The 22,996-nt window shown below is 60.3% G+C and carries 21 protein-coding genes and 2 pseudogenes; 14 read left to right on the forward strand and 9 right to left on the reverse strand.

Annotated elements, in window-relative coordinates:
• Positions 1-14 precede the first annotated feature (14 nt).
• The 9 genes from ACMX25_RS19825 to derI all read left to right on the forward strand — a co-directional run bounded on the left by ACMX25_RS19825 (position 15) and on the right by derI (position 8,484).
• The gene (locus ACMX25_RS19825; RefSeq protein ID WP_414951776.1) at positions 15-947 is read left to right on the forward strand and encodes a sugar phosphate isomerase/epimerase family protein; all 933 of its coding nucleotides are present in this window, start codon (positions 15-17) and stop codon (positions 945-947) included.
• 14 nt (positions 948-961) lie between these two features.
• The gene (locus tag ACMX25_RS19830; protein WP_414951777.1) at positions 962-1,990 is read left to right on the forward strand and encodes a dihydroxyacetone kinase subunit DhaK; all 1,029 of its coding nucleotides are present in this window, start codon (positions 962-964) and stop codon (positions 1,988-1,990) included.
• Positions 1,984-2,628, forward strand: a complete 645-nt coding sequence (gene dhaL / locus ACMX25_RS19835; protein WP_414951778.1) for a dihydroxyacetone kinase subunit DhaL — start codon at positions 1,984-1,986, stop codon at positions 2,626-2,628. Before ACMX25_RS19830 ends, dhaL begins: the two co-directional genes overlap by 7 nt.
• A gap of 72 nt (positions 2,629-2,700) precedes the next feature.
• Positions 2,701-3,357, forward strand: a complete 657-nt coding sequence (locus ACMX25_RS19840; protein WP_414951779.1) for a DUF2291 family protein — start codon at positions 2,701-2,703, stop codon at positions 3,355-3,357.
• Positions 3,354-4,904: a sugar ABC transporter ATP-binding protein gene (locus ACMX25_RS19845; protein WP_414951780.1), complete on the forward strand. Its 1,551-nt coding sequence runs from the start codon at positions 3,354-3,356 to the stop codon at positions 4,902-4,904. The genes ACMX25_RS19840 and ACMX25_RS19845 overlap by 4 nt, the downstream gene beginning before the upstream one ends.
• A 26-nt stretch (positions 4,905-4,930) precedes the next feature.
• Complete coding sequence (locus tag ACMX25_RS19850) at positions 4,931-6,028, forward strand: ABC transporter permease (protein WP_414951781.1); 1,098 nt, start codon at positions 4,931-4,933, stop codon at positions 6,026-6,028.
• A 94-nt stretch (positions 6,029-6,122) separates the two neighbouring features.
• Positions 6,123-7,085: a D-ribose ABC transporter substrate-binding protein gene (locus ACMX25_RS19855; RefSeq protein ID WP_414951782.1), complete on the forward strand. Its 963-nt coding sequence runs from the start codon at positions 6,123-6,125 to the stop codon at positions 7,083-7,085.
• Between the two features lie 143 nt (positions 7,086-7,228).
• Complete coding sequence (locus ACMX25_RS19860; protein WP_414951783.1) at positions 7,229-7,990, forward strand: triose-phosphate isomerase; 762 nt, start codon at positions 7,229-7,231, stop codon at positions 7,988-7,990.
• Between the two features lie 41 nt (positions 7,991-8,031).
• A complete protein-coding gene (gene derI / locus ACMX25_RS19865) occupies positions 8,032-8,484 on the forward strand; it encodes a D-erythrulose-4-phosphate isomerase (protein WP_414951784.1) in 453 nt (150 codons plus the stop codon).
• Between the two features lie 191 nt (positions 8,485-8,675).
• On the opposite strand, the gene ACMX25_RS19870 is transcribed toward derI, so the two are convergent.
• Entirely contained in the window at positions 8,676-8,837 is a 162-nt protein-coding gene (locus ACMX25_RS19870; RefSeq protein WP_414951785.1) for a hypothetical protein, read from the reverse strand.
• Between the two features lie 777 nt (positions 8,838-9,614).
• Here ACMX25_RS19870 and ACMX25_RS19875 point away from each other — a divergent pair.
• Both ACMX25_RS19875 and ACMX25_RS19880 read left to right on the forward strand, forming a co-directional pair.
• On the forward strand, positions 9,615-11,150 hold the full coding sequence (locus tag ACMX25_RS19875) for an FGGY-family carbohydrate kinase (protein ID WP_414951786.1): 1,536 nt from the start codon (positions 9,615-9,617) through the stop codon (positions 11,148-11,150).
• Between the two features lie 33 nt (positions 11,151-11,183).
• Entirely contained in the window at positions 11,184-12,902 is a 1,719-nt protein-coding gene (locus tag ACMX25_RS19880; protein ID WP_414951787.1) for a glycerol-3-phosphate dehydrogenase/oxidase, read from the forward strand.
• A gap of 58 nt (positions 12,903-12,960) precedes the next feature.
• Here ACMX25_RS19880 and ACMX25_RS19885 read toward each other — a convergent pair whose 3' ends face one another.
• Together ACMX25_RS19885 and ACMX25_RS19890 are read right to left on the reverse strand one after the other, a co-directional pair.
• Positions 12,961-13,650 (reverse strand): Vgb family protein, encoded by a 690-nt coding sequence (locus ACMX25_RS19885; RefSeq protein WP_414951788.1) that lies wholly within the window; start codon positions 13,648-13,650, stop codon positions 12,961-12,963.
• A gap of 9 nt (positions 13,651-13,659) precedes the next feature.
• Entirely contained in the window at positions 13,660-14,880 is a 1,221-nt protein-coding gene (locus ACMX25_RS19890; RefSeq protein WP_414951789.1) for a helix-turn-helix domain-containing protein, read from the reverse strand.
• Between the two features lie 127 nt (positions 14,881-15,007).
• Between ACMX25_RS19890 and ACMX25_RS19895 the strand changes: the two genes are divergently transcribed.
• Positions 15,008-15,778 (forward strand): DUF899 domain-containing protein, encoded by a 771-nt coding sequence (locus tag ACMX25_RS19895; protein ID WP_414951790.1) that lies wholly within the window; start codon positions 15,008-15,010, stop codon positions 15,776-15,778.
• Positions 15,779-15,822: 44 nt separating this feature from the next.
• Positions 15,823-16,614 (forward strand): DUF2182 domain-containing protein, encoded by a 792-nt coding sequence (locus ACMX25_RS19900; protein WP_414951791.1) that lies wholly within the window; start codon positions 15,823-15,825, stop codon positions 16,612-16,614.
• A 53-nt stretch (positions 16,615-16,667) separates the two neighbouring features.
• Here ACMX25_RS19900 and ACMX25_RS19905 read toward each other — a convergent pair whose 3' ends face one another.
• Complete coding sequence (locus ACMX25_RS19905) at positions 16,668-17,291, reverse strand: ABC transporter ATP-binding protein (RefSeq protein WP_414951792.1); 624 nt, start codon at positions 17,289-17,291, stop codon at positions 16,668-16,670.
• Positions 17,292-18,030: 739 nt separating this feature from the next.
• Between ACMX25_RS19905 and ACMX25_RS19910 the strand changes: the two genes are divergently transcribed.
• Positions 18,031-18,549 carry a DUF4148 domain-containing protein gene (locus ACMX25_RS19910; RefSeq protein ID WP_414951825.1) on the forward strand — a complete coding sequence of 173 codons (519 nt, stop codon included), beginning with the start codon at positions 18,031-18,033 and terminating at the stop codon, positions 18,547-18,549.
• A gap of 9 nt (positions 18,550-18,558) precedes the next feature.
• Here ACMX25_RS19910 and ACMX25_RS19915 read toward each other — a convergent pair.
• From ACMX25_RS19915 to ACMX25_RS19935, 5 genes and pseudogenes are all read right to left on the reverse strand, one after another.
• Positions 18,559-19,412 (reverse strand): annotated as a pseudogene (locus ACMX25_RS19915) (urea carboxylase-associated family protein).
• A gap of 75 nt (positions 19,413-19,487) precedes the next feature.
• Complete coding sequence (locus ACMX25_RS19920; protein WP_414951793.1) at positions 19,488-20,186, reverse strand: GntR family transcriptional regulator; 699 nt, start codon at positions 20,184-20,186, stop codon at positions 19,488-19,490.
• Positions 20,183-20,642 (reverse strand): annotated as a pseudogene (locus ACMX25_RS19925) (amino acid ABC transporter ATP-binding protein); the annotation flags it as partial. The pseudogene ACMX25_RS19925 and the gene ACMX25_RS19920, both read right to left, overlap by 4 nt.
• Before the next feature lie 716 nt (positions 20,643-21,358).
• On the reverse strand, positions 21,359-22,144 hold the full coding sequence (locus ACMX25_RS19930; RefSeq protein ID WP_414951794.1) for a ProQ/FinO family protein: 786 nt from the start codon (positions 22,142-22,144) through the stop codon (positions 21,359-21,361).
• 253 nt (positions 22,145-22,397) lie between these two features.
• Positions 22,398-22,979, reverse strand: a complete 582-nt coding sequence (locus tag ACMX25_RS19935; protein ID WP_414951795.1) for a DJ-1/PfpI family protein — start codon at positions 22,977-22,979, stop codon at positions 22,398-22,400.
• Positions 22,980-22,996 lie beyond the last annotated feature (17 nt).

Here is a 22,996-nt window from a genome sequence, read left to right on the forward strand (position 1 = left end):
AACCCGAGACGAACATGGCTTTCACTCTCGCACTCAACACCAATCCGCTAGTGAATCGCTTCGCGGAGCCGGATGATCTTATCGACGCTATCGCGCACAAGATGAAGATCCGCGACGTGCAGCTCACGCACGAGTTCATCAACCCGTCGTGGCCGGCAGCCACCACGCGACGCCTGACGCGCCAGATGCGCGCGGCGATGGCGCGAACCGGAGTGAGGATTACATCGGGCATGACTGGCCCCTACGGACGGCTCAATCACTTCGGCCATCCTGATGCCGATGTACGGCGCTATTACGTCGACTGGTTCAAGACGTTCGCTGACATCACGGCCGATCTTGGCGGCGATTCAATCGGCACCCAGTTCGCCATCTTCACGTACCGCGACTTCGACGATGCCAGCCGTCGCGAGGCGCTGATCCAGACAGCCATCGACTGCTGGGCCGAGGTCGCTGAACACGCGAAGAATGCGGGGTTGAAGTACGTGTTCTGGGAGCCGATGTCGGTCGGGCGCGAATTCGGCGAGACGATCAGTGCGTGTCTGGCGCTGCAAGAACGCCTGAGCGCTGCGGATATGGCGGTGCCCATGTGGATGATGGCGGACATCGATCACGGTGACGTTACCAGCACGAACCCCGACGACTTCGATCCGTACGCCTGGGCGCGTGCGGTGCCGCGTGTCTCGCCGATCATCCATATCAAGCAGTCGCTGATGGACAAAGGCGGTCACCATCCTTTCACGGCCGAGTTCAACGCACGCGGCCGCATTCAGCCAGCGCCGCTGATCGCCGCCATTCAAGAGGGCGGTGGAAAGGATAACGAAATATGTCTGGAGTTGTCGTTCAAGGAACGCGAACCGAAGGATCGGCAGGTAGTCGAGCAGATCGCCGAATCAGTGGCGTTCTGGGCTCCGCATTTCGATACCGGCGTTTCCGACTTGAACATCTGAAGGGGCAGACTGCCATGCACGAAGCGATGACGCAGAAACTGATCAACGACGGTAATGCCGCCGTCGACGAGATGCTGGATGGCGTGATGGCCGCGCACAGCAACGTGCTGCGACGCCTCGACGGTGCGCCGCGTGCAATCCTGGCGCGCCACGGGCCACGCGGAGGAAAAGTCGCGCTGGTGATCGGCGGCGGATCGGGCCACGAGCCGACGTTCCTGGGCTTTGTCGGTAAGGGACTGGCCGACGCCGCGGCGATCGGCAATGTGTTCGCATCGCCGCCACCGCAACCGGCTGTCGATGCAGCGCTCGCGACGCATGGAGGCGCGGGCGTGCTGTTCATGTACGGCAACTATGCCGGCGATGTGATGAATTTCGACATGGCCACTGAGTTGCTGGAACTGGAGGGTGTCGAAGCGCGCACGGTTCTGACCACCGACGACATCGCCTCCGCGCCGCGCGATCAGCGCGACAAGCGACGTGGCGTGGCGGGCAATGTGTTCATTTTCAAAGCAGCCGGCGCAGCTGCTGATCTGATGATGTCACTGGACGATGTAGAGCGAGTGGCGCGTCACGCCAACGCCCGGACCTTCACTTTGGGCGTGGCGCTGGCGCCGTGTTCGTTGCCGCAGACGCGGCGCGCCAACTTCGAGATCGCAGTGGGCGAGATGGAAATCGGCATGGGAATCCACGGCGAGCCGGGCATGCGTCGCGAGGCGCTCCGTCCCGCCGACGCCGTGGTTGACGAGATCATGGATGCCATCCTCGGCGAGATGGGCGCAGCGAAAGGAGACCGCGTGGCGGTGCTCGTGAACTCGCTGGGCGCTACGCCATTGATGGAGCTGTACATCATGAACCGCCGCGTCGCGCAGCGATTGTCCGACGCGGGGTTGATCGTGCATCGCACCCTTGTTGGCCCGCTGTGCACGTCGCTGGAAATGGCCGGCGCTTCGATCACGCTCATGCATCTCGACGAAGAACTGCAGCGCTTGCTGGATCACCCTTGCGAGTGCGCGATGTTTCAGCAGGGGACCGGACGATGCTGACGACTGGTGACATCGCGCGGTTGTTCCGCCAACTCGCCGAGACCATCGGCGCGGCGCGAGATGAGCTGTGCCGGCTCGATGGTGTGATCGGCGATGCCGACCACGGCATTGCGATGGCGGACGGATTTGTCGCGGCATCGACGGCTATTGATGCACTGGCTGCGGACGCTTCATTCGCCGATCAATTCAATTCGGCAGCGAAGGGGTTTCTGAATGCGGTCGGCGCCTCGTCGGGGCCGCTTTACGCCACCGCGTTCATGCGTGCAGCGAAGGCAGCAGGAGCGCGCAAGGAGATGCCGCTGACAGAAGCACCGGCACTGATCGTGGCGATGGCCGAAGGCATCCAGTCGCGTGGCAAGGCGGAGCCGGGTGAGAAGACCATGATGGATGTCTGGGCGCCTGCTGCCGCGGCGGCAGAACGAGGCATGGCAAGTGGGCTGCCGGTGCCCGAGATCATGGCGCAAATACGCGACGCCGCGACAACTGGCGCCGAGTCCACCAAGGCGATGGTGGCGACCAAAGGGCGGGCGGCGCGTCTGGGCGAGCGCAGCATTGGACATATCGATCCGGGGGCAGCATCTGCCGCGATGGTACTCAACGTGATGACTGAAGACTGGGGGCAACGTGGCACGGCATGACATGACAGACGAAGCAGGATTCAGCGCATGCGTTTTGCTTTTCCGTAGTTCAGAAGTAGAGGAGGTGTTCCCATGAGCTCAATGACCCCGTCAATGAATCGTCGCTCCAAACGCGGCGTTCGTGTGGCAATTGCCGCGGTGCTGGCAGTGATTTTGATCGTCGCGATGGCCTTGAGCACCAAGGCCGTGAAGATCGGGTCCGCAGGCGATACGCAGGTCAAGACCTTCGATCCGGCCGCTTACGGCGAAGCACAATTTCCAAAGACGCAGGCGGCGATCGAGAGCAAGGCAGTCAGCGCCGACACATTGGCCGCAGCCATCGCCAAGGACCAGGACGCCGCCGGCAAGCAGTACGGCGTGGCAGGCGGTGGCATCGGCCCTGAGATATCGGTCAAGTTCGACGGTGTTGCCGGTAGTGAGGATGCCGGAATTTATACCGTGAAGGTACCGAACGTGCCCGACTCGGTAGTCATCCGCGTTCAGACCGGCCCGGCAATCAACGGCACCGATCTGCGCGATGCAACCGGCACCATCGGCTTCGAGCAATTCACTAACCAGATCGACTATCAGAACGCCGGATATGCGATCAACACGGCGATGAAGAAAGCAGTTTTGTCGAAGGTTGATACGGCCAAGCTGACGGGCAAGACCATTTCGGTTGTGGGTGTCTTTCAGTTGATCAATCCGAACGGCTGGCTTGTGACGCCGGTGAAGCTGGACGTGAAATGAGCACCCCGAACCCAATCCCTGCTAACCAGTCCGCGACCGGCGAAGTGCTGCTGTCGGCGCGCGATATCGTCAAGTCATACGGCGGTGTGCATGCGCTGAAGGGCGTGAACTTCGACATCCATCGCGGCAAGGTCACCACGTTGTTCGGCGAAAACGGCGCAGGCAAATCGACCTTGATGAAGATTCTCGCGGGGGTCGAGAGGCCGACATCGGGGCATATTGAACTCGATGGTCAGCGCGTCTCCTTTTCTTCGTCAAACGATGCCCGCGACCACGGTATTTCGATCATCCATCAGGAGTTAAGTCTCGCGCCCAACTTGAGCGTGCGCGACAACATCTTCATGGGCCGGGAATTGCGTTCGGTCACAGGCGTCAACTTCGCCGAAGAAGCGCGGCAGGCACGTGCGCTGATGGCGGATCTCGAGGAAGAGATAGACCCCCTGACGCGCGTCCAGGACTTGCGCCTGGGCCAGCAGCAAGTCGTTGAAATTGCGCGCGCGCTTTCCGTTCAATCGCGCATCCTGATCATGGACGAACCGACTTCAGCGCTCAGTGCTTCCGAAGTCGAGGTGCTGTTCAAGGTGATCCGCGATTTGACGAGTCGCGGGGTGTCGATTGTCTACATCTCGCATCATCTTGAAGAGGCGTTGCAGATCACCGACTACGCCGTGGTGTTGCGCGACGGCAGGATGACGGCGACGGCCGAAGCGAAGGACATCGACCTCGCGTGGATCGTGCGCAACATGGTGGGTGAGAACTTCGACCTCGGTTCGCCGCCGACAGGCTATGCGTTCGGCGACGTAGCGCTGGCGATCGAAGATGTCAGCGTCGCCGACGACGCAGGCTCGGGCATCTCCGTGGTCGATCACTTGTCGCTTGATGTACGCGCGGGCGAGATCGTGTGCATCTACGGACTGATGGGAGCGGGGCGCACCGAACTGCTTGAAGCGGTGGCTGGCCGCTCCCCGGTGAGCGGAGGAAAGGTCCTTCTGGAAGGCGAAGACATTGCCTCATTGAGCATCGCCGGACGTATTGGCCGCGGCCTTGTGCTCGTGCCGGAAGACCGTCAGCGCGATGGCCTGGTGCCGACCATGAATGTGGGCACCAACTTGTCGCTTGCGAGTATCGGCACCTTCGTCAAGGGGTTGCTGCTCTCGTTCCCTCGCGAGCGCGTGCTCGTCGATCAGTCGATTCGAAACGTTCACGTTAAGACGGCGGGGCCGGGTGCGCCTATCGGTTCGTTGTCGGGTGGCAATCAGCAGAAGGTCGTGATCGGCAAGATGCTTGCTACCCGCCCGAAGGTCATCCTACTCGACGAGCCGAGCCGTGGCATCGACATCGGCGCAAAAGCCGAAGTCTTTCGCCTGCTCAGCGAGAGCGCCACGCAGGGTTTGGCCGTGGTGTTCTCCACGTCGGAAGTGGGTGAATGCTTGAGCATTGCGCATCGCATCGTCGTCATGCGACGGGGCAAGATTTCCGCAGAATTCGGCGCCGATGCCACCAAGGACCAGATCATGGCCGCCTCCGGCGAAGCCGTGGTGATCTGATCATAGAAATGCATGGAGACTTGAACATGAACGACTCCGCTAAACCTTCCGCGTCAACCCGCGCCAGCAAGTTCGGCGACGGCTTCGACCTTGGCAAGATGCTGCTCGAAGGACGCGCGTTCTTTGCGCTGATCGTGATCATCATCGTATTTTCGATGCTCTCGCCGTATTACTTCGCAGTCGAAAACTTCCTGACGATGGCCTCGCATGTGGCCATTTACGGCATCCTCGCCATTGGCATGCTGCTCGTGATCATCAACGGCGGAATTGACCTGTCGGTGGGTTCCACGCTCGGCCTCTCCGGTGTGGTCGCGGGGTTCTTCCTGCAGGGGGTGACGCTGAACCTGTTTGGCGTCGTGCTGTATCCGGCGGTCTGGGTCGTGGTGGTGCTGTGCTGCCTGCTTGGCGCCTTCATTGGTCTCGTCAACGGCGTGCTCATTGCGCGGTTCAGGGTGCCCGCATTCGTTGCCACGCTTGGCGTGATGTATGTAGTGCGCGGACTGGCTTTGCTGATGACCAACGGCCTGACTTACAACAACCTGGGCGGTCACGCGGATCTGGGTAATGTGGGATTCAACGGGCTTGGCTTTGATCGACTGTTCAATGTTCCCGTCGGCGTCCTGATCCTGGCCGTCATCGGGATTCTGGGCAGCATCATGCTCACCCGGACGGCATTCGGACGCTGGCTCTACGCGTCCGGCGGCAACGAGCGCGCAGCGCAACTCTCCGGCGTTCCGGTGAAGAGAGTGCAGATCAGCGTGTACATGATGTCGGGCGTGTGCGCCGCCATCGCCGGGCTGATTCTTTCCTCGCAGTTGACGTCTGCGGGTCCGACCGCCGGCACGACCTATGAGCTGACGGCCATTGCCGCTGTGGTGATCGGCGGTGCGTCGCTCATGGGCGGCACGGGCAACATTCGCGGAACGTTGCTTGGTGCCTTCGTGATCGGGTTCCTGTCCGACGGTCTGGTGATCATCGGCATCTCGTCTTACTGGCAAACGGTGTTCACCGGCGCGGTGATCGTGCTCGCGGTGCTGCTTAACGCCATTCAATATCGCCGTCGCGTCAAGCGTCCTGCACCGACCGCCGGTCAACCCACTTCTCCACAAAGTGGCAAGGCTTGAGCCGCGCCACTGGCCCTTGAGAAGAATGTCTTAATTGTCCTCATTTGAATTTGTTTTATCCCGACGCCATCGCTATCAAAAAAGGAGACTTACCATGACAACCAAGAGAAAAACCCTGAGGACCCTGTCACTCGCCGCTGTCGCCATCGCCGCGCCTTTGTTCGCAGGCCAGGCGCATGCGGCGGGTGGACTCCTGACCATCATCGTCAACGATCCCTCGAATCCTTATTGGCTCACGGAAGGCAACGTTGCTGCTGCCGAGGCGAAAAGGCTGGGATACACCGCGAACGTCGCAGCGTCGAAAGGTGACACCAACGCAGAGAGCCAGCTGATCGATACCGCCATCACGAACAAATCGGTCGCGATCATTCTTGATCCCGCGAACGCTAGCGGGTCTGTCGGCGCGGTGAAGAAAGCGGTTGCCGCCAACATTCCGGTGTTCCTCGTCAATGCCGAGATCAACCAGGAAGGACTGGCCAAGGCGCAGCTCGTTTCCAACAACGCGCAGGGCGCGGCGCTGGGTGCGCAGCAATGGGTGAAGGACGTCGGATCGAAGGGCAATTATGTTGAACTGCTCGGCTCGCCGTCGGACAACAACGCTGCTACGCGGTCCAACGGTTATACGTCAGTGCTTAGCCAGTATCCGGATCTGAAGAAGGTCGGGTCGCAAGTGGCCGACTGGGATCGCACCAAGGGGTTCAACGCGATGCAGAGCTTGTTGCAAGCGCACCCGGACATTATTGGTGTGATCAGCGGTAACGACGAAATGGCGCTTGGCGGGATTGCCGCACTGAAGCAGGCGGGCAAACTGTCGAGCATCAAGGTGGGCGGTTTTGATGGTTCGCCCACGGCAGTTGCCGCGGTCAAGGCTGGCGAATTGCAGTACACGGTGCTGCAGCCGGTTGCGACGTTTTCGGTCAAGGCGGTGCAGGAGGCCGATCAGTTCCTGAAGACCGGCAAGACAGGCGCCAAGACTGAAAAGCAGCTCTTCGATTGCGTGCTGATCACCAAAGCCAACGTGGATAAGTACACCTCCGCATTTACCATGTCGAAGTGATGTTACTGCTCTGACCCGCAGGGCGCCGATGGGCGCCTGCGGCTTTCACCTGAGCGCCGCGTTGGGGATGGTGTGATCCAACGATCCTCCCCGGCACGGCGCTTAGCGGCGCGAGGTTCGCGCATCCGATTGACGACATCAATATGACCCATTCCCCTTTCTGGATCGGTACCAGCTGGAAGATGAACAAGACCTTTGCGGAGGCACGCGCTTTTGCCCGGGGTCTGCTAGCGAGCAGCGACGACCCGCGCATGCAGCGCTTCGTGATTCCGCCTTTCACCGCGATCCGTGAGGTTAAGACGATCCTCGCGGATACGACCGTGAAGGTGGGCGCACAGAACATGCACTGGGCTGATCGTGGCGCATGGACCGGTGAGATCTCACCGCCTATGCTGGTCGATTGCGAAATGGATCTGGTTGAGCTTGGTCATTCCGAGCGGCGTGAACATTTTGGCGAGACCGATGAAACGGTGGGGCTGAAGGTAGAGGCAGCGGTGCGCCACGGGTTGACGCCGCTGATCTGCATCGGTGAGACGCTTGCCGATCGCGAAAGCGGGCGAGCAGCCGAGGTGCTGGCTACCGAAGTCCGGGGCGCGCTGGGCCGGTTGACGCCTGAACAATATACGGCGCCGATCCTGCTCGCTTACGAGCCGGTTTGGGCCATTGGCGAGCACGGTATTCCGGCCACGGCGGACTATGCCGATGCTCGCCAGGCGGAAATTATTGCGGTGGCTCAGGACATTGTTGGCCGCCGGGTACCTTGCCTTTATGGTGGCTCGGTCAACCCTGGAAATTGCGCTGAACTTGCTGGCAGTGCGCATATTGACGGGTTGTTCATCGGGCGCTCCGCATGGGACGTCGCGGGATATCTGGACATTGTGGAGCGCGTCAGGGCTGTGCTATGAACTCTCTGCGTGCATGAAACTTCGATCTGAAGGAGATCATCATGAAACTTGCAGTTGCTGGGGATAGCGCGGGGGCGGGATTGGCGCATGTGTTGGCTGAACACCTCAAGGATCGCTTCGATGTTTTCGAGGTGTCGGACAATGAGGCAGATCCAAAGGAGTTCTATGCAAATTTGTCTGACCGGGTGGCTTCGGGTGTGATGCGTGGCGAGTATGATCGTGCGATTCTGGTTTGCGGCACGGGGATTGGCGTTAGCATTTCGGCGAATAAGGTGCCGGGGATTCGCGCTGCGTTGTGTCACGATACCTATTCGGCGGAACGAGCTGCACTGTCGAATAATGCGCAGATCATTACTATGGGTTCGCGGGTGATTGGACCTGAAGTGGCTAAGACGATTGCCGATGCGTTTCTGGCGCAGACGTTCGATGAAAATGGACGGAGCGCCGGCAATGTGGCGGCGATTAATGAGTTGGACTCGAAGTATCACGGGTGAGGGTGAGCGAGGGTGGGCGGGGTGGGGTTCGAGGGTGGGGCAGTGCCAGATTGCGGGTTGGCGGTCGGGGTGGATGCTGGGGCGTGCGGGTTCTGGGGTTAGCACGGGTGCTAGGGTTAGTGGTCTGGGTCAATGCCGGGTTGCACGGGTTCTGGCGTTAGCGATCTGAGTCAATGCCGGGTTGCTGCTTTTCAAGTATTCGCGCGTTTGGCGTTAGCTGATTTCTTTATCACTATTAGCCACTGCGCGTGGCGGCGCGTCATTTCTTTGTCCAAAGCGACAAAGAAACGAAGCAAAGAAAGCGCTTTTAACAGCTCTACCCTAAGTGTCCACAGCGTGCAGTTTTGATTCATGGGTGCCCCAAAAGCACGGTGCTCGCTAGAACCCCGGATGTTTGAACCCCTCCTTCTCGCGAATCCTGACACGAACACGCTTCGCCCCGCACGCTCTCGGGCAAGCACAATTGCCAAGGAAACCCGCATGGCTTGACGAGCTTTCGAGGCTTTGTTTCTTAGTAGCTTGGTTGAGAGGCACGCGTTGCGGAGGCGCGTGGCCAGCTTCGCAATCAAAGGCTAACGTGTACTTACTGCTTTAAATTTTGATGACCCTGTTGGTCGGTTGCATGGGCGTTTTGTTGAGTACGGCCCTACGCATTTCGGAGGCCTTGTTTTAAGGTGGGTTGGCGACGTGGTTCGAAGTGCGTACAAATTCGGTGGTAGGTTCTAGGCGGATAGCGCGGGGTGTGCCTTGGGCAGGTTCAAACACTGGTGGCGAAGCGTGGGGTATCCGTGTTCGGAGAAAGAGGGTTTCACACATCCTAAGCTCTGGCGAGCACCGTGCTTTTGGGGCACCCATGAAATGGAACTGCACGCTGTGGACACTTAGGGTAGAGCGGTGAAAGCGTTTTCTTTGCTTCGTTTCTTTGTCGCTTTGGACAAAGAAATGACGCGCCGCCACGCGCAGTGGCTAATAGTGATAAAGAAAACAGCTAACACCGAACGCGCAAAGACCTGGAAAGCAGCAACCCGGCAATGAATCAGACCGCTAACGCAGAACCCGTGCAACCCAGCCCCAGCCTCAACCTCAACCACCACCCCAACCCCAACCCCAAAACCCAAATCCGAAACGCAGTGAAGGACGAAATGCCGAAATATCTGCTGGGCCTCGATAGTGGTTCGACCGCGACCAAGGCCGTCATCTTCGACACCATCGGCCGCACCGTGGCAGTAGGCTCGCGACGCGTAGAGCAACGCCAACCGCGCCCGCGTCACGTCGAACGTGACATGCAAGAAACCTGGGCAGCCGCCGCCGGCGCCATTCGCGATGCGCTCGAGCAGAGCCAAATACCCGCCAGCGCGATCGCCGCCGTCGGCGTAACCGGACATGGCGACGGCCTATACCTCGTCGACCAAGAAGGAACACCGCTAGGCCCCGGAATCCTGTCACTCGACAGCCGAGCCTTCGATGTCCGCGAGCAATGGCGCGAAACCGGCGTGCTGCAACAAGCACTGGAACTGACCGGGCAGCAGCCATACCCCTACGCCGCCGTCAGCCTGCTCAAATGGATCCAGGTCAACGAGCCAGAACGGTACGCGAAAATCGGCCATGTACTTTTCTGCAAGGACTGGCTCCGCCTCTGCCTGACCGGTGTCCCGGCGACCGATCCGACCGAAGCCAGTTCATCGTTCACCGATGTCCGCACGCAACAATACAGCGCCGAAGTACTGGAGTTATACAGCCTCGCCTCCATTGCTCCGGCGTTACCGCCAATCATCCCGTCCGAGGCACCCGCAGGTCGCATCACCGCATACGCTGCCGCCCAAACGGGTCTGATAGAGGGCACGCCAGTCGCCTGCGGATTACACGATGTCACCTCCAGCGCCCTGGGGATGGGCAACACGGAGCCGGGAATCGTGTCGATTACGGCAGGCACGTTCAGCATCAACGAGATCCTGTCTGATCGTCCGCAACTCGATCCGCGCTGGTCGTGCCGCAACGGCACACGTCCTGGCCAATGGATGAACATGTCGATTTCGCCGGCCTCGTCGAGCAACGTCGACTGGTTCTTGCGCGAATTTTTCGCACACGAAGCGCAACAAGCGGCAGAGCGCGGATGCTCGCTGTTCGACTTGATCGGCGATGAATTGCAGGCGGCATTCGCCGAACCAAGTTCCGTCATGTTTCATCCGTTCCTGTTCGGTTCCCCCTTCGAACAACCCGCGAGCGCGTCGTTCTTCGGCATCCGCGGCTGGCACCGTCGCGCCCATCTCGCGCGAGCAGTGCTCGAAGGCATGGTCTTTAATCATCGATACCATGTCGAAGCACTAACCAGCGCGCTTCCCGCGCGCCGGGCGGGCCTGACCGGCGGAGGATCGTCAAGCCCCATGCTGGCGCAGTTGTTTGCGGATACCCTCGGGATTCCTATCGATATCCCGGAAAATCAGGAAGCGAGTGCGCTCGGTGCCGCGCTCTGTGCCGGCGTGAGCGCAGGAGCGTTTGCATCGCTGGCGGAGGCCGCCACGCGCGCTTGCCGCATACAGCGGTCGCACCAGCCAGACCCGCAACGTCACGCTCAGCTCACTGAGGCGTACACCCTCTACATGCAGCTTATTTCAAACATGAACCCATTGTGGCCGGCACTCGACCGTGCTGCCACCGCGCATTGACGATGATGTGATGCGACTGAGACGAGACAAGCAATGACCCAACGATCCCGCGAATTTTATATCGACCGGCTTGCGCAACAGGGCCGTGTCAGTGTGCTGATCATTGGTGGCGGGATTAACGGCGCGGGGCTATTCCGCGACCTCTCGTTGCAACAGGTCGACTGCCTGCTGATCGATAAGGCCGACTTCGCCTCAGGAGCAAGTTCTGCGCCGTCGAGGCTCATTCACGGCGGGCTGAAATATCTTGAGACCGGCGAATTTGGGCTGGTGGCCGAATCCACACTGGAACGAAATCTATTGTTGAAAAACGCGCCGCACTTTGTCCATCCACTGGAAACAGTACTGCCGATTCATTCGTACTTTGGCGGTATCGTTGCCTCTACGCTGCGGTTTTTCGGTGTCAAGTCGAAGCTCGCTGACCGCGGTGCGATCATTTCGAAACTGGGACTCTCGATCTATGATTTTCTCGGTCGCCATCACCGCACGATGCCGCGCCACCATGTCGCGCTGAGAAAACGGTCCCTGGAAAATCTGCCATTGCTCGATCCGGGAATCAAGGCAACCGCCACGTATTTCGACGCTCAAGTGACGCAGGCCGAGCGGCTGAACTACGAGTTGGTAGCAGATGGACTCGCCGCGTGCGAAGACGCCGCCGCGGCAAACTACGTGACCGTTGATCGCGTGGAGGGCGGCACCGTCTGGTTGCGGGACCTTGTGTCGGATCGGCTCTTTTCTGTGACACCGACTCTCATTATCAACGCGGGTGGTGCCTGGATCGACAGCGTGAACCGGTCGATGGGAATCGAGCGAAAGTACATCGGTGGAGCAAAAGGGTCGCACCTGATTGTGAAGCATCCCGAACTGCATGCGCAACTACGGGGCCGCATGGTTTACTTCGGCTCGAAGGACGGTCGCATCTGTCTTGTCTATCCGTTCATGGATCGGCTTCTGATTGGTTCAACCGATATTCGCGTCGACGATCCCGATCAAGTTCGCTGTGAGGACAGTGAGGTCGACTATATGCTTGGCGTGATGCGGGAGATATTTCCCCGCCTGGAACTGGATGCATCGAATATCACGTTTCGCTATAGCGGCGTGCGCCCGTTGCCTTATTCCGATGCCGCGGATCCCGGCGACGTGAGCCGCGATCACGTGGTGCACGTCGATCATCTGCCCAATACGGAAATTTCCGTGCTCTCGCTGGTAGGCGGGAAATGGACCACCTTCCGGGGATTTGCCGAATCCGTTGCCGACGATACCCTCAAGCGTCTCGGACGCTCGCGTAAGGTCAGTACTCGAGACGAGACTATCGGTGGCGGTCATGGTTATCCGCAGACCAGTAAGGATCGGGCTGCATGGATCGGCGAGCTTGCTTCGCGTTATGGTGTTTCGACCGAGCGAGCTGAGACCTTGCTCTCGCGCTACGGTACGACTGCATCTGTCATCGCAGCATTCTGCTCATCAACGCCCAATGACACCTCGCTCGCCAGCGAGCCGAGCTACACAGTGCGGGAGATTCAGTACCTCTGTGAGCACGAAGCCGTGACGCATCTCGCGGATCTGCTTTTCCGCCGAACGACGATCGCGATCTCTGGTCAGTTGACGGGTGCCGTGCTGGATGAAACGGCGTCGATCGCCGCGCGTGTGTTGGGATGGGACGCGATCCGCATGCAAATGGAAATCGAATCGTCCCGGGACATCGCGCTGCAGCGTCACGGAATGGTGCTTCGGAATACTGAGCTTGCGCATTGACTCAGTACGTACGTCGAACTGACTGGCGCACCGGGCACCGGGGAACTAGCCGCTGCGGCTACCCGCTAGCGGAGTCGGCGGGAATCCCGGCGTCGCTGCCGGCTGCAGAGTCTCGCCGAGGCCGACGAACTGCTCTCAGCTTGCCGCTGCCTCCACCACCGCAGAAGAATTGCTCGCCGCCATCGGACTCAAGGCCCGATACATACGTTCCGGGCGGCATCTCAAGGCTCTCCAGGACTTCTCCCGTTTGCGGGTCGATATGTCTCAGATCGCTCGCGTCGTCTTCCCAGGTGCCGTGCCAGAGTTCTCCGTCAACCCAGGTGACACCGGTGACGAAGCGGTTAGCTTCTATCGCGCGGAGAATCGCGCCCGTTTCAGGATCGACCTGATGGATCTTCCGGCTCCGATACTGCCCAACCCAAAGCGACCCTTCGGCCCACGCAAGCCCCGAGTTACCGCCGCCATCGGGCGCGGGGATAGTGGCAAGCACCTGACCAGTTTGTGGATCGATCTTCTGGATACGATCCCCGGCAATCTGAAACAGGTGCTGGCCGTCGAAGGCTGTTCCCGCATCGGCGCCAACATCCAGCGAGCGCAGCGACGGATCGCCGCTCGCAGGATCGAAGGCATTCAGCCTGTCGCCGGATCCAAACCACACATGCTGACCGTCAAACGTGACGCCGTGCACGCTATCGACACCCGCAAAGGGCCCATATTCACGGATGATTTCGGCGTCTGATCGTTTCATGTTGTCATCCTAATCACTGGGTAGTTGAGCGGGGAGTAACAAGCCTGTCGCGAATCCCGGCACGGGCGGGGTCAACCAGCGGCGCGCTCGCCCGCGCCCATACGACTGCACCTTGCCTGCGGCCGCGAGCACATCGAGTGAGCGCTGCACGGTGCGCTGGCTCGCTCCAAGCACAAGGGCGAGAGCCGAGCTGGTCCACGACTCGCCGTCGGCGAGGAAGACAAGCACCGCTGCATGTTTGTCTTCAACGGGCCTTGTCAGCACGACGACCTTGCGCGCGGCGCGCGGCATCAGCACAAACCCTCGATTCGTCGCGCTCACGCTCGTCAGCGTTCCAAGCGCTGCACGAAGCCGTCCGACTTCAACACGCAAACGCGCGCGATGCGATTCATCGCAGTGCTTCGTCCGGAATGCCCGCTCGATGAGCTTTTCCCGGGGCACGTCGGCGGGCCATGCTTCGCCCAGTGCGCGTGCGAGTGCGAACAAAACCGGGCGTCTGGCGAGCGAGACCACCGTGCCGGCGTTGCACACGAGCTGACGGCAAGCGTCCACGACAAGTGCCTTCGACGCCAGCATTGCTTCAACGTCATCGAGCAGCAGGAGCCGTTCCTCGCCGCCAGAAATCAAGCGTGCAGCGGGCGTATTCAGTATGAGGGATGCGCTTTCGACTTCCGCGGTGAGCGCAGGAATACGCGCTTGATACGCGGCGCGTTCGGCACGGGCAAGCGCGCCGCGAGCCATCTTTACCTGGAGGCGCCGCATTGCGATGCCTGCCTCAACCAGCTCGTGAGCGACCCTGAGCGCGGGTGGGAAAAGCGTGGGATCAAGCCTGGCGAGCGCCTGTTCAGCTTCGTCGATACGTCCGGTCAGGAGGTGGCGCCGGACCTCGAGATACCGCGCATGCGCGGCGTTTACCCGGTCGCCATGGGCTTCGAGTGTCGCCCGCGCGGCATCGAGCGTCTTCGCGGGCCAGCCCAGGTCTCTTGAGGCGAACGCGATCTCGACCTCGGCGACGACGCACCTCGCGCGCGCCACCGCTTCCTTCGGACCGAATGCGCGCGCCGCGCTACGCATGAGCGCTTTTGCTCGAACGAGATCGCCGAGTTGCGCCATAGCGATACCGCGAAGCGCGAGCGCGTGCGCGTCGTCGCGCAAGGCGATCCGGTTCAGTGCGCCGAGCGGGTCGCCCGCCGCGAGCGAACGTGCCGCGACCGCAATTATCGGGTCCATGGTCTATCCGAATCACGCCACACTTGTCACTCCCCTCGTTTTATACACAGCACTAATCTATCACCAACGCGCCCGTCGGATCGGGCGTTGAACGAACGACGAAGAACCCTTATTGGAGGCAAGGACGATGACAACCCACGTAACGGGGACACGAGAAGAATGGTTGGCCGCGCGGCTCGAATTGCTCAAGGCGGAGAAGGAACTCACCCGCCGCGGGGACGCACTGGCGCAGCAGCGACAAGCGCTGCCGTGGGTCCGGGTCGACAAGGACTACCGGTTCGAGACCAACGAAGGCGGCGCCTCGCTGGCAGAACTGTTCCAGGGGCGCTCGCAACTGCTCGTCTATCACTTCATGTTCGGGCCGGACTACACGGCGGGATGCCCGTCCTGCTCGTCGATAGCGGACGGGTTCAACGGTGTCGTGGTGCATCTGGCGAACCATGACGTGACGCTATCGGCGGTGTCGCGGGCGCCGCTTGCGAAGCTGCAGGCGTACCAGCGCCGGATGGGTTGGACTTTTCCCTGGGCGTCCTCGTTCGGCAGCGACTTCAACTTCGACTTCAACATCTCGCTCACGGAGCAGCAACAGCGCGAGGGGACGGTCGAATACAACTACGCTCGCGAGGCGCCTGTCGTCGACATACCTTCACGTACGACGCCCGACGGGGCCACTACGTTCGCGATCATGTCCGGAACGGATACAGCAACTTACGCACGCGAAAGACCGGGCATCAGCGCGTTCGTGCTTGAGGACGGCGTGGTCTATCACGCGTATTCCTCCTATTCGCGCGGCGTGGACGGCATTTGGGGCATGTACCAGTGGCTTGACCGCGCGCCCAAGGGGCGCAACGAGACGGGTGTCTGGTGGAAGCGTCACGACGAATACGGCGCGGGCTGAGCCGACGTTGGTGTCATCTTGTGCTCACCCAAGCGAATCGGAAAATGTCTAAAACTATGGTATCCGAATTATTTTATCAGCGCGCCTTCCTCGGTTTTTCGGCGTTGCTCTTCGCCGCCAGTGCCACGGTGACAATCGTCTGGTGCGCGTCCATGTCGGCGATGGGCGAGATGCCAATGCCCGGCGGGTGGACGATGTCGATGGCGTGGATGCGGATGTGTGGACAGACATGGCCCAATGCTGCCGCGTCGTTTATCGGCATGTGGGTCGCGATGATGGTGGCGATGATGTTGCCCTCGCTTACGCCCATGCTATGGCACTACCGTCAGGCAGTGGGCGCGCGGTCGGATTGGCTGACGGCGTTGGTAGGCACAGGGTACTTCTGCGTATGGGCCGTGCTTGGCGCGGCTGCCTTTGTGCTGGGCAGCGCGCTGTCAGCGCTTGAGATGCAGTTTCCTGCGCTGGCGCGCGGCGCTCCGGTTGCGACGGGCGTGGTCGTGCTGATCGCCGGCGCGCTCCAGTTCACATCGTGGAAGGCACGCCGCCTTGCCTGCTGCCGGAGCGACTCCAGGTGCGGAGGGGCGATGCAGGCGGACGCTGCAACAGCCTGGCGACATGGCCTGCGCCTCGGCCTTCGCTGCAATAGCTGCTGCGTTGGCCTGACGGCGATCCTTCTCGTGATGGGCGTCATGGATCTGCGCGTGATGGCCGCCGTGACGGCAGCTATAACTGCCGAGCGTCTCGCACCCGCCGGTGACCGCGCGGCGAAAGCTATTGGGGCCGTCGTCGTTGTGGTCGGACTGATCCTGATTGCGCGCGCGATGGGGCTTGGATAAGACCCGTACCTTCGTAACGATCCAGAGCAATGGTTCAAGCCCGCAACATGCGCTTATGTTCCTTCTACAAGCTCAGCAAAACTTATCATTTTCGCGCCGCACGCCTGCGTAAAATCCTCGTCATAGCTCGAAAAGAAAACCGTCCGGTCTTTACCCAACATCCTGAACAAATCAATCAGGACAGCGCGCGCGGGGGCATCGAGACCGGCGCCTGGTTCATCGGCGATAACGACCTTCACATCGCCCAGCGCAGCCGCCGTCAGGAAGATTTTCTTGCGGGTACCAAACGACATTTGCTCGAAACGCTTCCCAAGATGGGGCGTTAAGCCAAAGCGATCGGCCAAGTCGAGCGTCTGACTCTCTACGATTGTTTTCCTGTTCAATGCCACTTGCTCCAGATACTCCCGGCCGGTCTGCTGCGAGTTCGGCATGCAGTCGTCGGGCACGTAGGCAACCAGGACCTTTGCATCGAGCGTGGCGTGGCGCAACGAGTGCCCATCGACCCACACCTCTCCTTGGTCCGGCTTGATCTCTCCGGCAAGGATGGCGAGCAAGGTGGATTTGCCGCTGCCCGATTCATCGTTCAGCGCCACGCATTCCGTGCCGGCGTTATAACGCAGCCCTTGAAATATGACGCGCTCGTCGTAGCGTTTGCAGAGGTTCTCGAATCGAAGCATGGGTTGCAGACTTTGTCAGAGGGAGCGTGGCCGCGCGACCGTGTCGGATGCCGATCGGCAGGAATTGTGCGGAGTTAAGACCGCGGCAAGTTTAGCAGCGCGCGCGAGCGCGCCTTGGACGCGCCAGGAACCTCATGACGAATGGCACTGTTGGGAAACCGACAAAAATCCCAATTCGGCGGATATCGGCTAGGGATTGGCGCATCCAATCGTACGTCTAGGCGCGTTATTGATAGTAGAACCGTATTACATGTGCGGTCCTTATTATGCTGCATCAATGCGAGCACTCATCCTTGCCAAGTGAAGACCGGTCGGGCCGATGCTATCCGCGTTCTCAATGCGCATTTCAAGCTACGGGACAGACTTTATGATGAGCAACCCCAAGAGGACACTCCTTGCGGGCCTTCTTCTCGGTGGGCTGATGATCGGTGCGTCTGTCATGCGGTCAGGCGAGGACACGCTGTCGGGAGCACGCTCAGGCCCGGAGCGCGATGGCGCTTCCATCTCCGGCGAACTGGACACTGGCTCGACCGGATCCCAGACTTCAAGACCGGCTCCTGCGAGCGAGCATTCCGACGATATCTCTCACATTCTTCAGGTGATTCGCGACAGCCTGAAACGCAATGATCTTGCTTCCGCCAAAGTGCTGTTGGGCGCGGTGCAAAAGCTCCACATGGACGACAGCCGCACGTTGACACTCCAGAAAGAGTTGCAGGCGCGTGAGGAAAGCACCGGCCCCATGTCGCCGGTTGCAACGCCTGACACCCCACGGAATACAGCAAAATTGACTCGCCCCTTAACGCGTTTGCCTGCGAGAACAAGACGTTCGCATGAGAGCACGTCGCCTGTTCGCGACCATACCTTCAGCACGTCTCGTCGCTTGCGAATCGCAGATGCCCCTCAGATCAGAGCGCCATCGACCAGCGGGATACAAGCCGAAGCAGCAGGCCCGGCTTTGAGAGTGAGAAATACAGATTTGAGTTTGCGGGAAGAGGCACGACCCGTGGCCAGCACACGGCCACGGGTCGCGCCAACTCGCACGACGCCGCTCGCCGAACCCGTGTTACCGCCAGCCCAGTCTGTAGCACCAAAGCCGTTTCCACTGCAAGCGAGTCAAGCGCCTAAGACACGTGCACAGGTGCGCGCGGAACTGGAACGCGCTCGTGCGGACGGCTCGCTTCCACGCTATGGCAACCCTAATCCTGCCGGGCCAGGTGGCGTGCCGAGCAGCACCACAACGATGTTTGGCAGTGAATAACTGAACTTGTCAGCAACAACCACCACGACCTGACGTATCGAGCCTCATCCCATGCAGGCCGCGATAAGGGGGCACTTCCGGCGAACTCCATCCATCGAGCATCTGTGGTGCAAGCCGATAAACCTCCACGCCCAGCGGCCGGCAGACTTCGAGCGGATCCCGCGCGTCGGGTCCCCACATCGGCAAGGACAAATCTCCGCCCGGACACGTTGACAGCGCGCACAGCAGGTCGATCTCCGCGAAGAACTCCAGGTAATCGCCTTTCTTCGCCGGGCAGGCCTTCATGAAGTATTGATCGTTCAGATTGAGCCCCGTGCACTGAAATACATTTAGTACGTCATGCACATCAAATTCGGTGAGACCGTGCGGTGCGATCGCGCGGGTCAGGTTCGAATGGCAATGGAAATCGAAATCCTCGCCGGTCAGCATCCGGTTCACATACGGATCGCAGCGCGTGCCCAACAGGTCGTGAACGCGGCCGCCATGTTCGTCGATTCCGTAGTCGGCCAGGGTGTGGTCGGTGCTCGTCACAAGCGGGCGAAGATAGGGCAGGGTCGACCACAGCCGGTCGAATGTACTCACATGCGCCTGCTGCAACTGGCGCGTGCGTGACGCCCAGAAACGCTCGGCGGATTGTGCAGATTCCATATGTTGAGGTCCGCGACCTAAGGGCCTTCAATGGTCACGATCCGGAACACATGTCCGGCCGGGACCTTCCACGCGTACCCGGAGCGGATCGGCACGACCGCCGAGTCCACCCGCGTGCGCGTTTCATGCGCGGTGGCAACGCGCGTATAAAAGTCCCGATCCACTTCGAGTGCAGAACCCTGGGTAACCTGATAAGCGGCAGGGTAGTTCAACATGGTTTGATATCTCCTGATTGAATCGACACGAGGCGCGTGGCCCCGTTCGAGAAAAGGACGATGGAAAGGCGTGGTTCAGAGAAGGTCGATGAGCGCTTCTTCCGAGCGGTCCAGGTAGTCGGAAAGTTTCTTGCTCGCCCGCTTGTGTTCGCCCGCCACGATCAAGTCGTAGAGTTCGCGGTCACGCTCGATCCACGGCAGCTGGAAACGCCGTTCATCGGGGGCGGCGGAGAACAGCAAGCGCAACTGCGCGAGAATCGTGCGGAAGAACTGATCGAGCAGCGCGCTGCCGATCATCTCCACAATGTGCTGATGAAAGCGCAGGCTATGGGTGCCCACGCTTCGCCAGTCTTCTTGCGATGCGGCAAGCGCTGCGGCATCGCAGGCAGCGGCCATGGCGTGCAGCACAGCCAGGTCGGGCGGGTCGGTCTTTCCCGGCAGCGGAATTGCCTGCAACTCCAGAGCGCGGCGGACCCGGAAAATATCGCGCACGTCGCTGCGTGTGAGTGTGCGCACGACCACGCCGCGATGCCGGTAGTGCACGCCCAATCCCTCGCGGCAAATCTGCCGCAGCGCCTCGCGAAGCGTATTACGCGAGACGTCGTAGGCTTTCGTGAGATCGGCTTCGGTGAGCGGAGTGCCGGGAGGCAGGTCGCCGCAGATGATCTTGTCGCGAATCTGCGTGACGATGCGCTCGGTCACGGACTCTTCTTCGATGTGCTCGGTCACGGTCTTGGCTTTGGTCGCTGGGGTCACGGAATCGGATCGGGTCATGCGAGCTGGAGGTCTTTAAGAAAATGCGCGACGGGAATCCTTGCCGAACGCGGTCATGGCGCGAGGGGCGGCGTCCACCACGATCGAGCCATTCTCAAGGAAGATTATCCGATCCGAGATGCGGAATGCGAAATTGATCTCATGCGTGACGATCACCATGGTCATCCCCTCACGCGCAAGTTGCTCGATCACTTTGAGGACTTCGGCCACCAGTTCAGGGTCGAGCGCGGAGGTGGGTTCGTCGAAGAGGACAATTGATGGTTTCATGGCCAGCGCCCGTGCAATCGCCACGCGCTGTTGCTGCCCGCCGGAGAGCTGATGCGGATACTTGTGCGCATCAGCGGCCATACCGACCTTTGAAAGCATCTCCATGCCAAGCGCGCGCAGCGCGGCCTTCGATCCACGGTCGTGATAGCGCGGCGCCAGCGTCACGTTGTCGAGCACGCTGCGATGCGGGAGCGGCAATAGCCCCACTTTGCAGGAACAAAATCATCAGGCCCGTGAGCCTGGCAACAAGGGCGTGGTGCGGCGAGAAGGACGGATGATACGCGTGCATGGACGTTCCCTTTCTGTTGAAAGGATCGCACTTGGCGATCCACATTTGTTGAACAATATATGTAATGTTGTTCAACAAAATGTGGATTTCAAGACTTTGCGAAACGTCGGATGGAGGGTTTTGTGGCTGCGCGTGAATTGCTTAGAAAGCAGAGGATCGTGCGTTCAAGGCTTACGGCGGAGTGTGATGGATGCAGCGGAATAGGAGTTTTTAACGAGGACGTGCCGGATACCGGACAAGGGGTCGTACGCGGAGCGGATCAGGCAGGAATATTCGAGCGACGTCGGACGCGGGCAATCGAACGCGCGGATTTGCTCGGGTACCGCTTTGGATGAGATGCCACGGGTGTGGCGGGTGAAGTCATGAAGGGGGATCCTTGCTCGCTCGGAGCCATGCGCGGTGCTGAAGGCGCCGAGGTGGCGTGCGTTCGAGCCCATCCCGACTGATGTGATCCAGACAATGCGGAGCAACTAACCTGCTGCCCCTGTTGCGGCAACGCTTCTACTCTTGTGTGGACGTCGCCGACCTGTTCGTGTGGCGTCGATCAGCGAGTTGAAAGCAAGGAGCGCGAGGGGGACTGCGGAACAGCCGCAGACGTCCTCGCGCTCAATAGCTCTTAATCCGCGACCTTTTCGGAATCCGGAACGGCGGTGTTTTCAGGAGCCGTCACATTCTCAGGAGCCGTCACATTCTCAGAAACTGCTGCCTTTTCAGGAGCTGTTTCGCTGTCAGAAGCCGCTGCGCTCGCTGCCGTCGCTGCGTTCTCAGAAGCCGCTGCATTCTCAGCACCAGCTGCCTTTTCAGGAGCCGCTGCCTTCGATGCGACTCTGGCCACGCGACCTTCTTCGAGCTTCGTCGCGCGAACGCCGTCTTCAGGCGATACCCGTCCGGCTTCCTCACCCGACAGGTCGACACGAATTGCGCCTTCGACCATTGCTGTCCAGTAACGGCTGCCGCGGCACCAGATCTTGATGGCTGCGCGCAACTCGGTCTCGCTCAGCGCCATCTCCGTTGAGTGCGCGAGAAGATCTTCGAAAATTCCGATCTTCAGCGGCACCTTGGGCGACGGGTTTTTCGGGAACGCTTTAGGAAACCGTTTTTGCAGTTTTCCGATGGTCAGGACCACCGGGTCCACAGGTTTCGACCTGACCGCGACGGGTGCATCGGGGCGCGCCGCGGGCCGAGGCTGGCGCGACGGACGCGGCGGGCGCGACGGCTTGGCGGCGGGCTTAGACGAGACCGGTGCGGACGCGGGCTTGGCAGCGGGATTAGACGCAGGATTAGAAGCGGGCTTAGACGCATCCTTCGAGGCAGGCTTAACTGCGGGCTTCGACTGCGCGCGTTTCGCCTGTTTCTCTTTCTCGAATTGTTGTTTCAATACAGCGAGCTGTTCAAAGCCCATAGCACATGACCAGGCAAGTAAAACGTCAATTCTAGCAGCCCGTCGCGCCCGGCGTTCTACAAGCCCGGGCAGACGGGGAAATCTTCAGTCAATTGCGGCATCCGTTGGCGCGGGCAACTTCGCTGAAGCAGTGATCAAACACCGGAAAACAGAGGGTAGACGCAAGTGGCATCCGCCTTCTCAAAACGCTCTCGACGCCCACTAACTGAGTCCACAAAGGAACCGGGAAGCGAGCGCCGAACCACCACATCGCTCAGAGCGAGATCTCGGTTCCGAGCTTTACAAGAAACTGACCCAGCCATTGCGGATGAGCGGGCCAGGCCGGGGCCGTGATGAAATTGCCGTCGGTGACCGCGCTGTCCACTTCAATGTCGGCATAGTCGCCGCCGGCCAACCGGACTTCCGGCGCGCAGGCGGGGTAGGCAGAGATCCGCTTGCCGCGAATCACGTCGGCGGCAGCCAGCAATTGCGCGCCGTGACAGACCGCGGCGATCGGTTTTTCGGCGGACGCGAACTGACGTACGATTTCGATCACCCGTTTATTCAACCGCAAGTATTCCGGTGCACGGCCGCCGGCGATCATCAGCGCGTCGTACTGCGTCACATCGACGTCATCGAAATTCGCATTCAGCGCGAACAGATGACCCGGCTTTTCAGTGTAGGTCTGGTCGCCCTCGAAGTCGTGAATCGCAGTCTTGATCTTGTCTCCGCTTTTCTTTCCGGGGCACACGGCGTGCACCGTGTGGCCGACCATTTGCAGCGCCTGGAAAGGCACCATCGTTTCATAATCTTCTGCAAAATCGCCGGTCAAAAATAAGATCTTCTTGGCTGCCATCTTGTTCTCCTGTCAAA

The organism is Caballeronia eucalypticola, from assembly GCF_047608185.1.
In the GTDB taxonomy this organism is placed as follows: Bacteria; Pseudomonadota; Gammaproteobacteria; order Burkholderiales; family Burkholderiaceae; genus Caballeronia.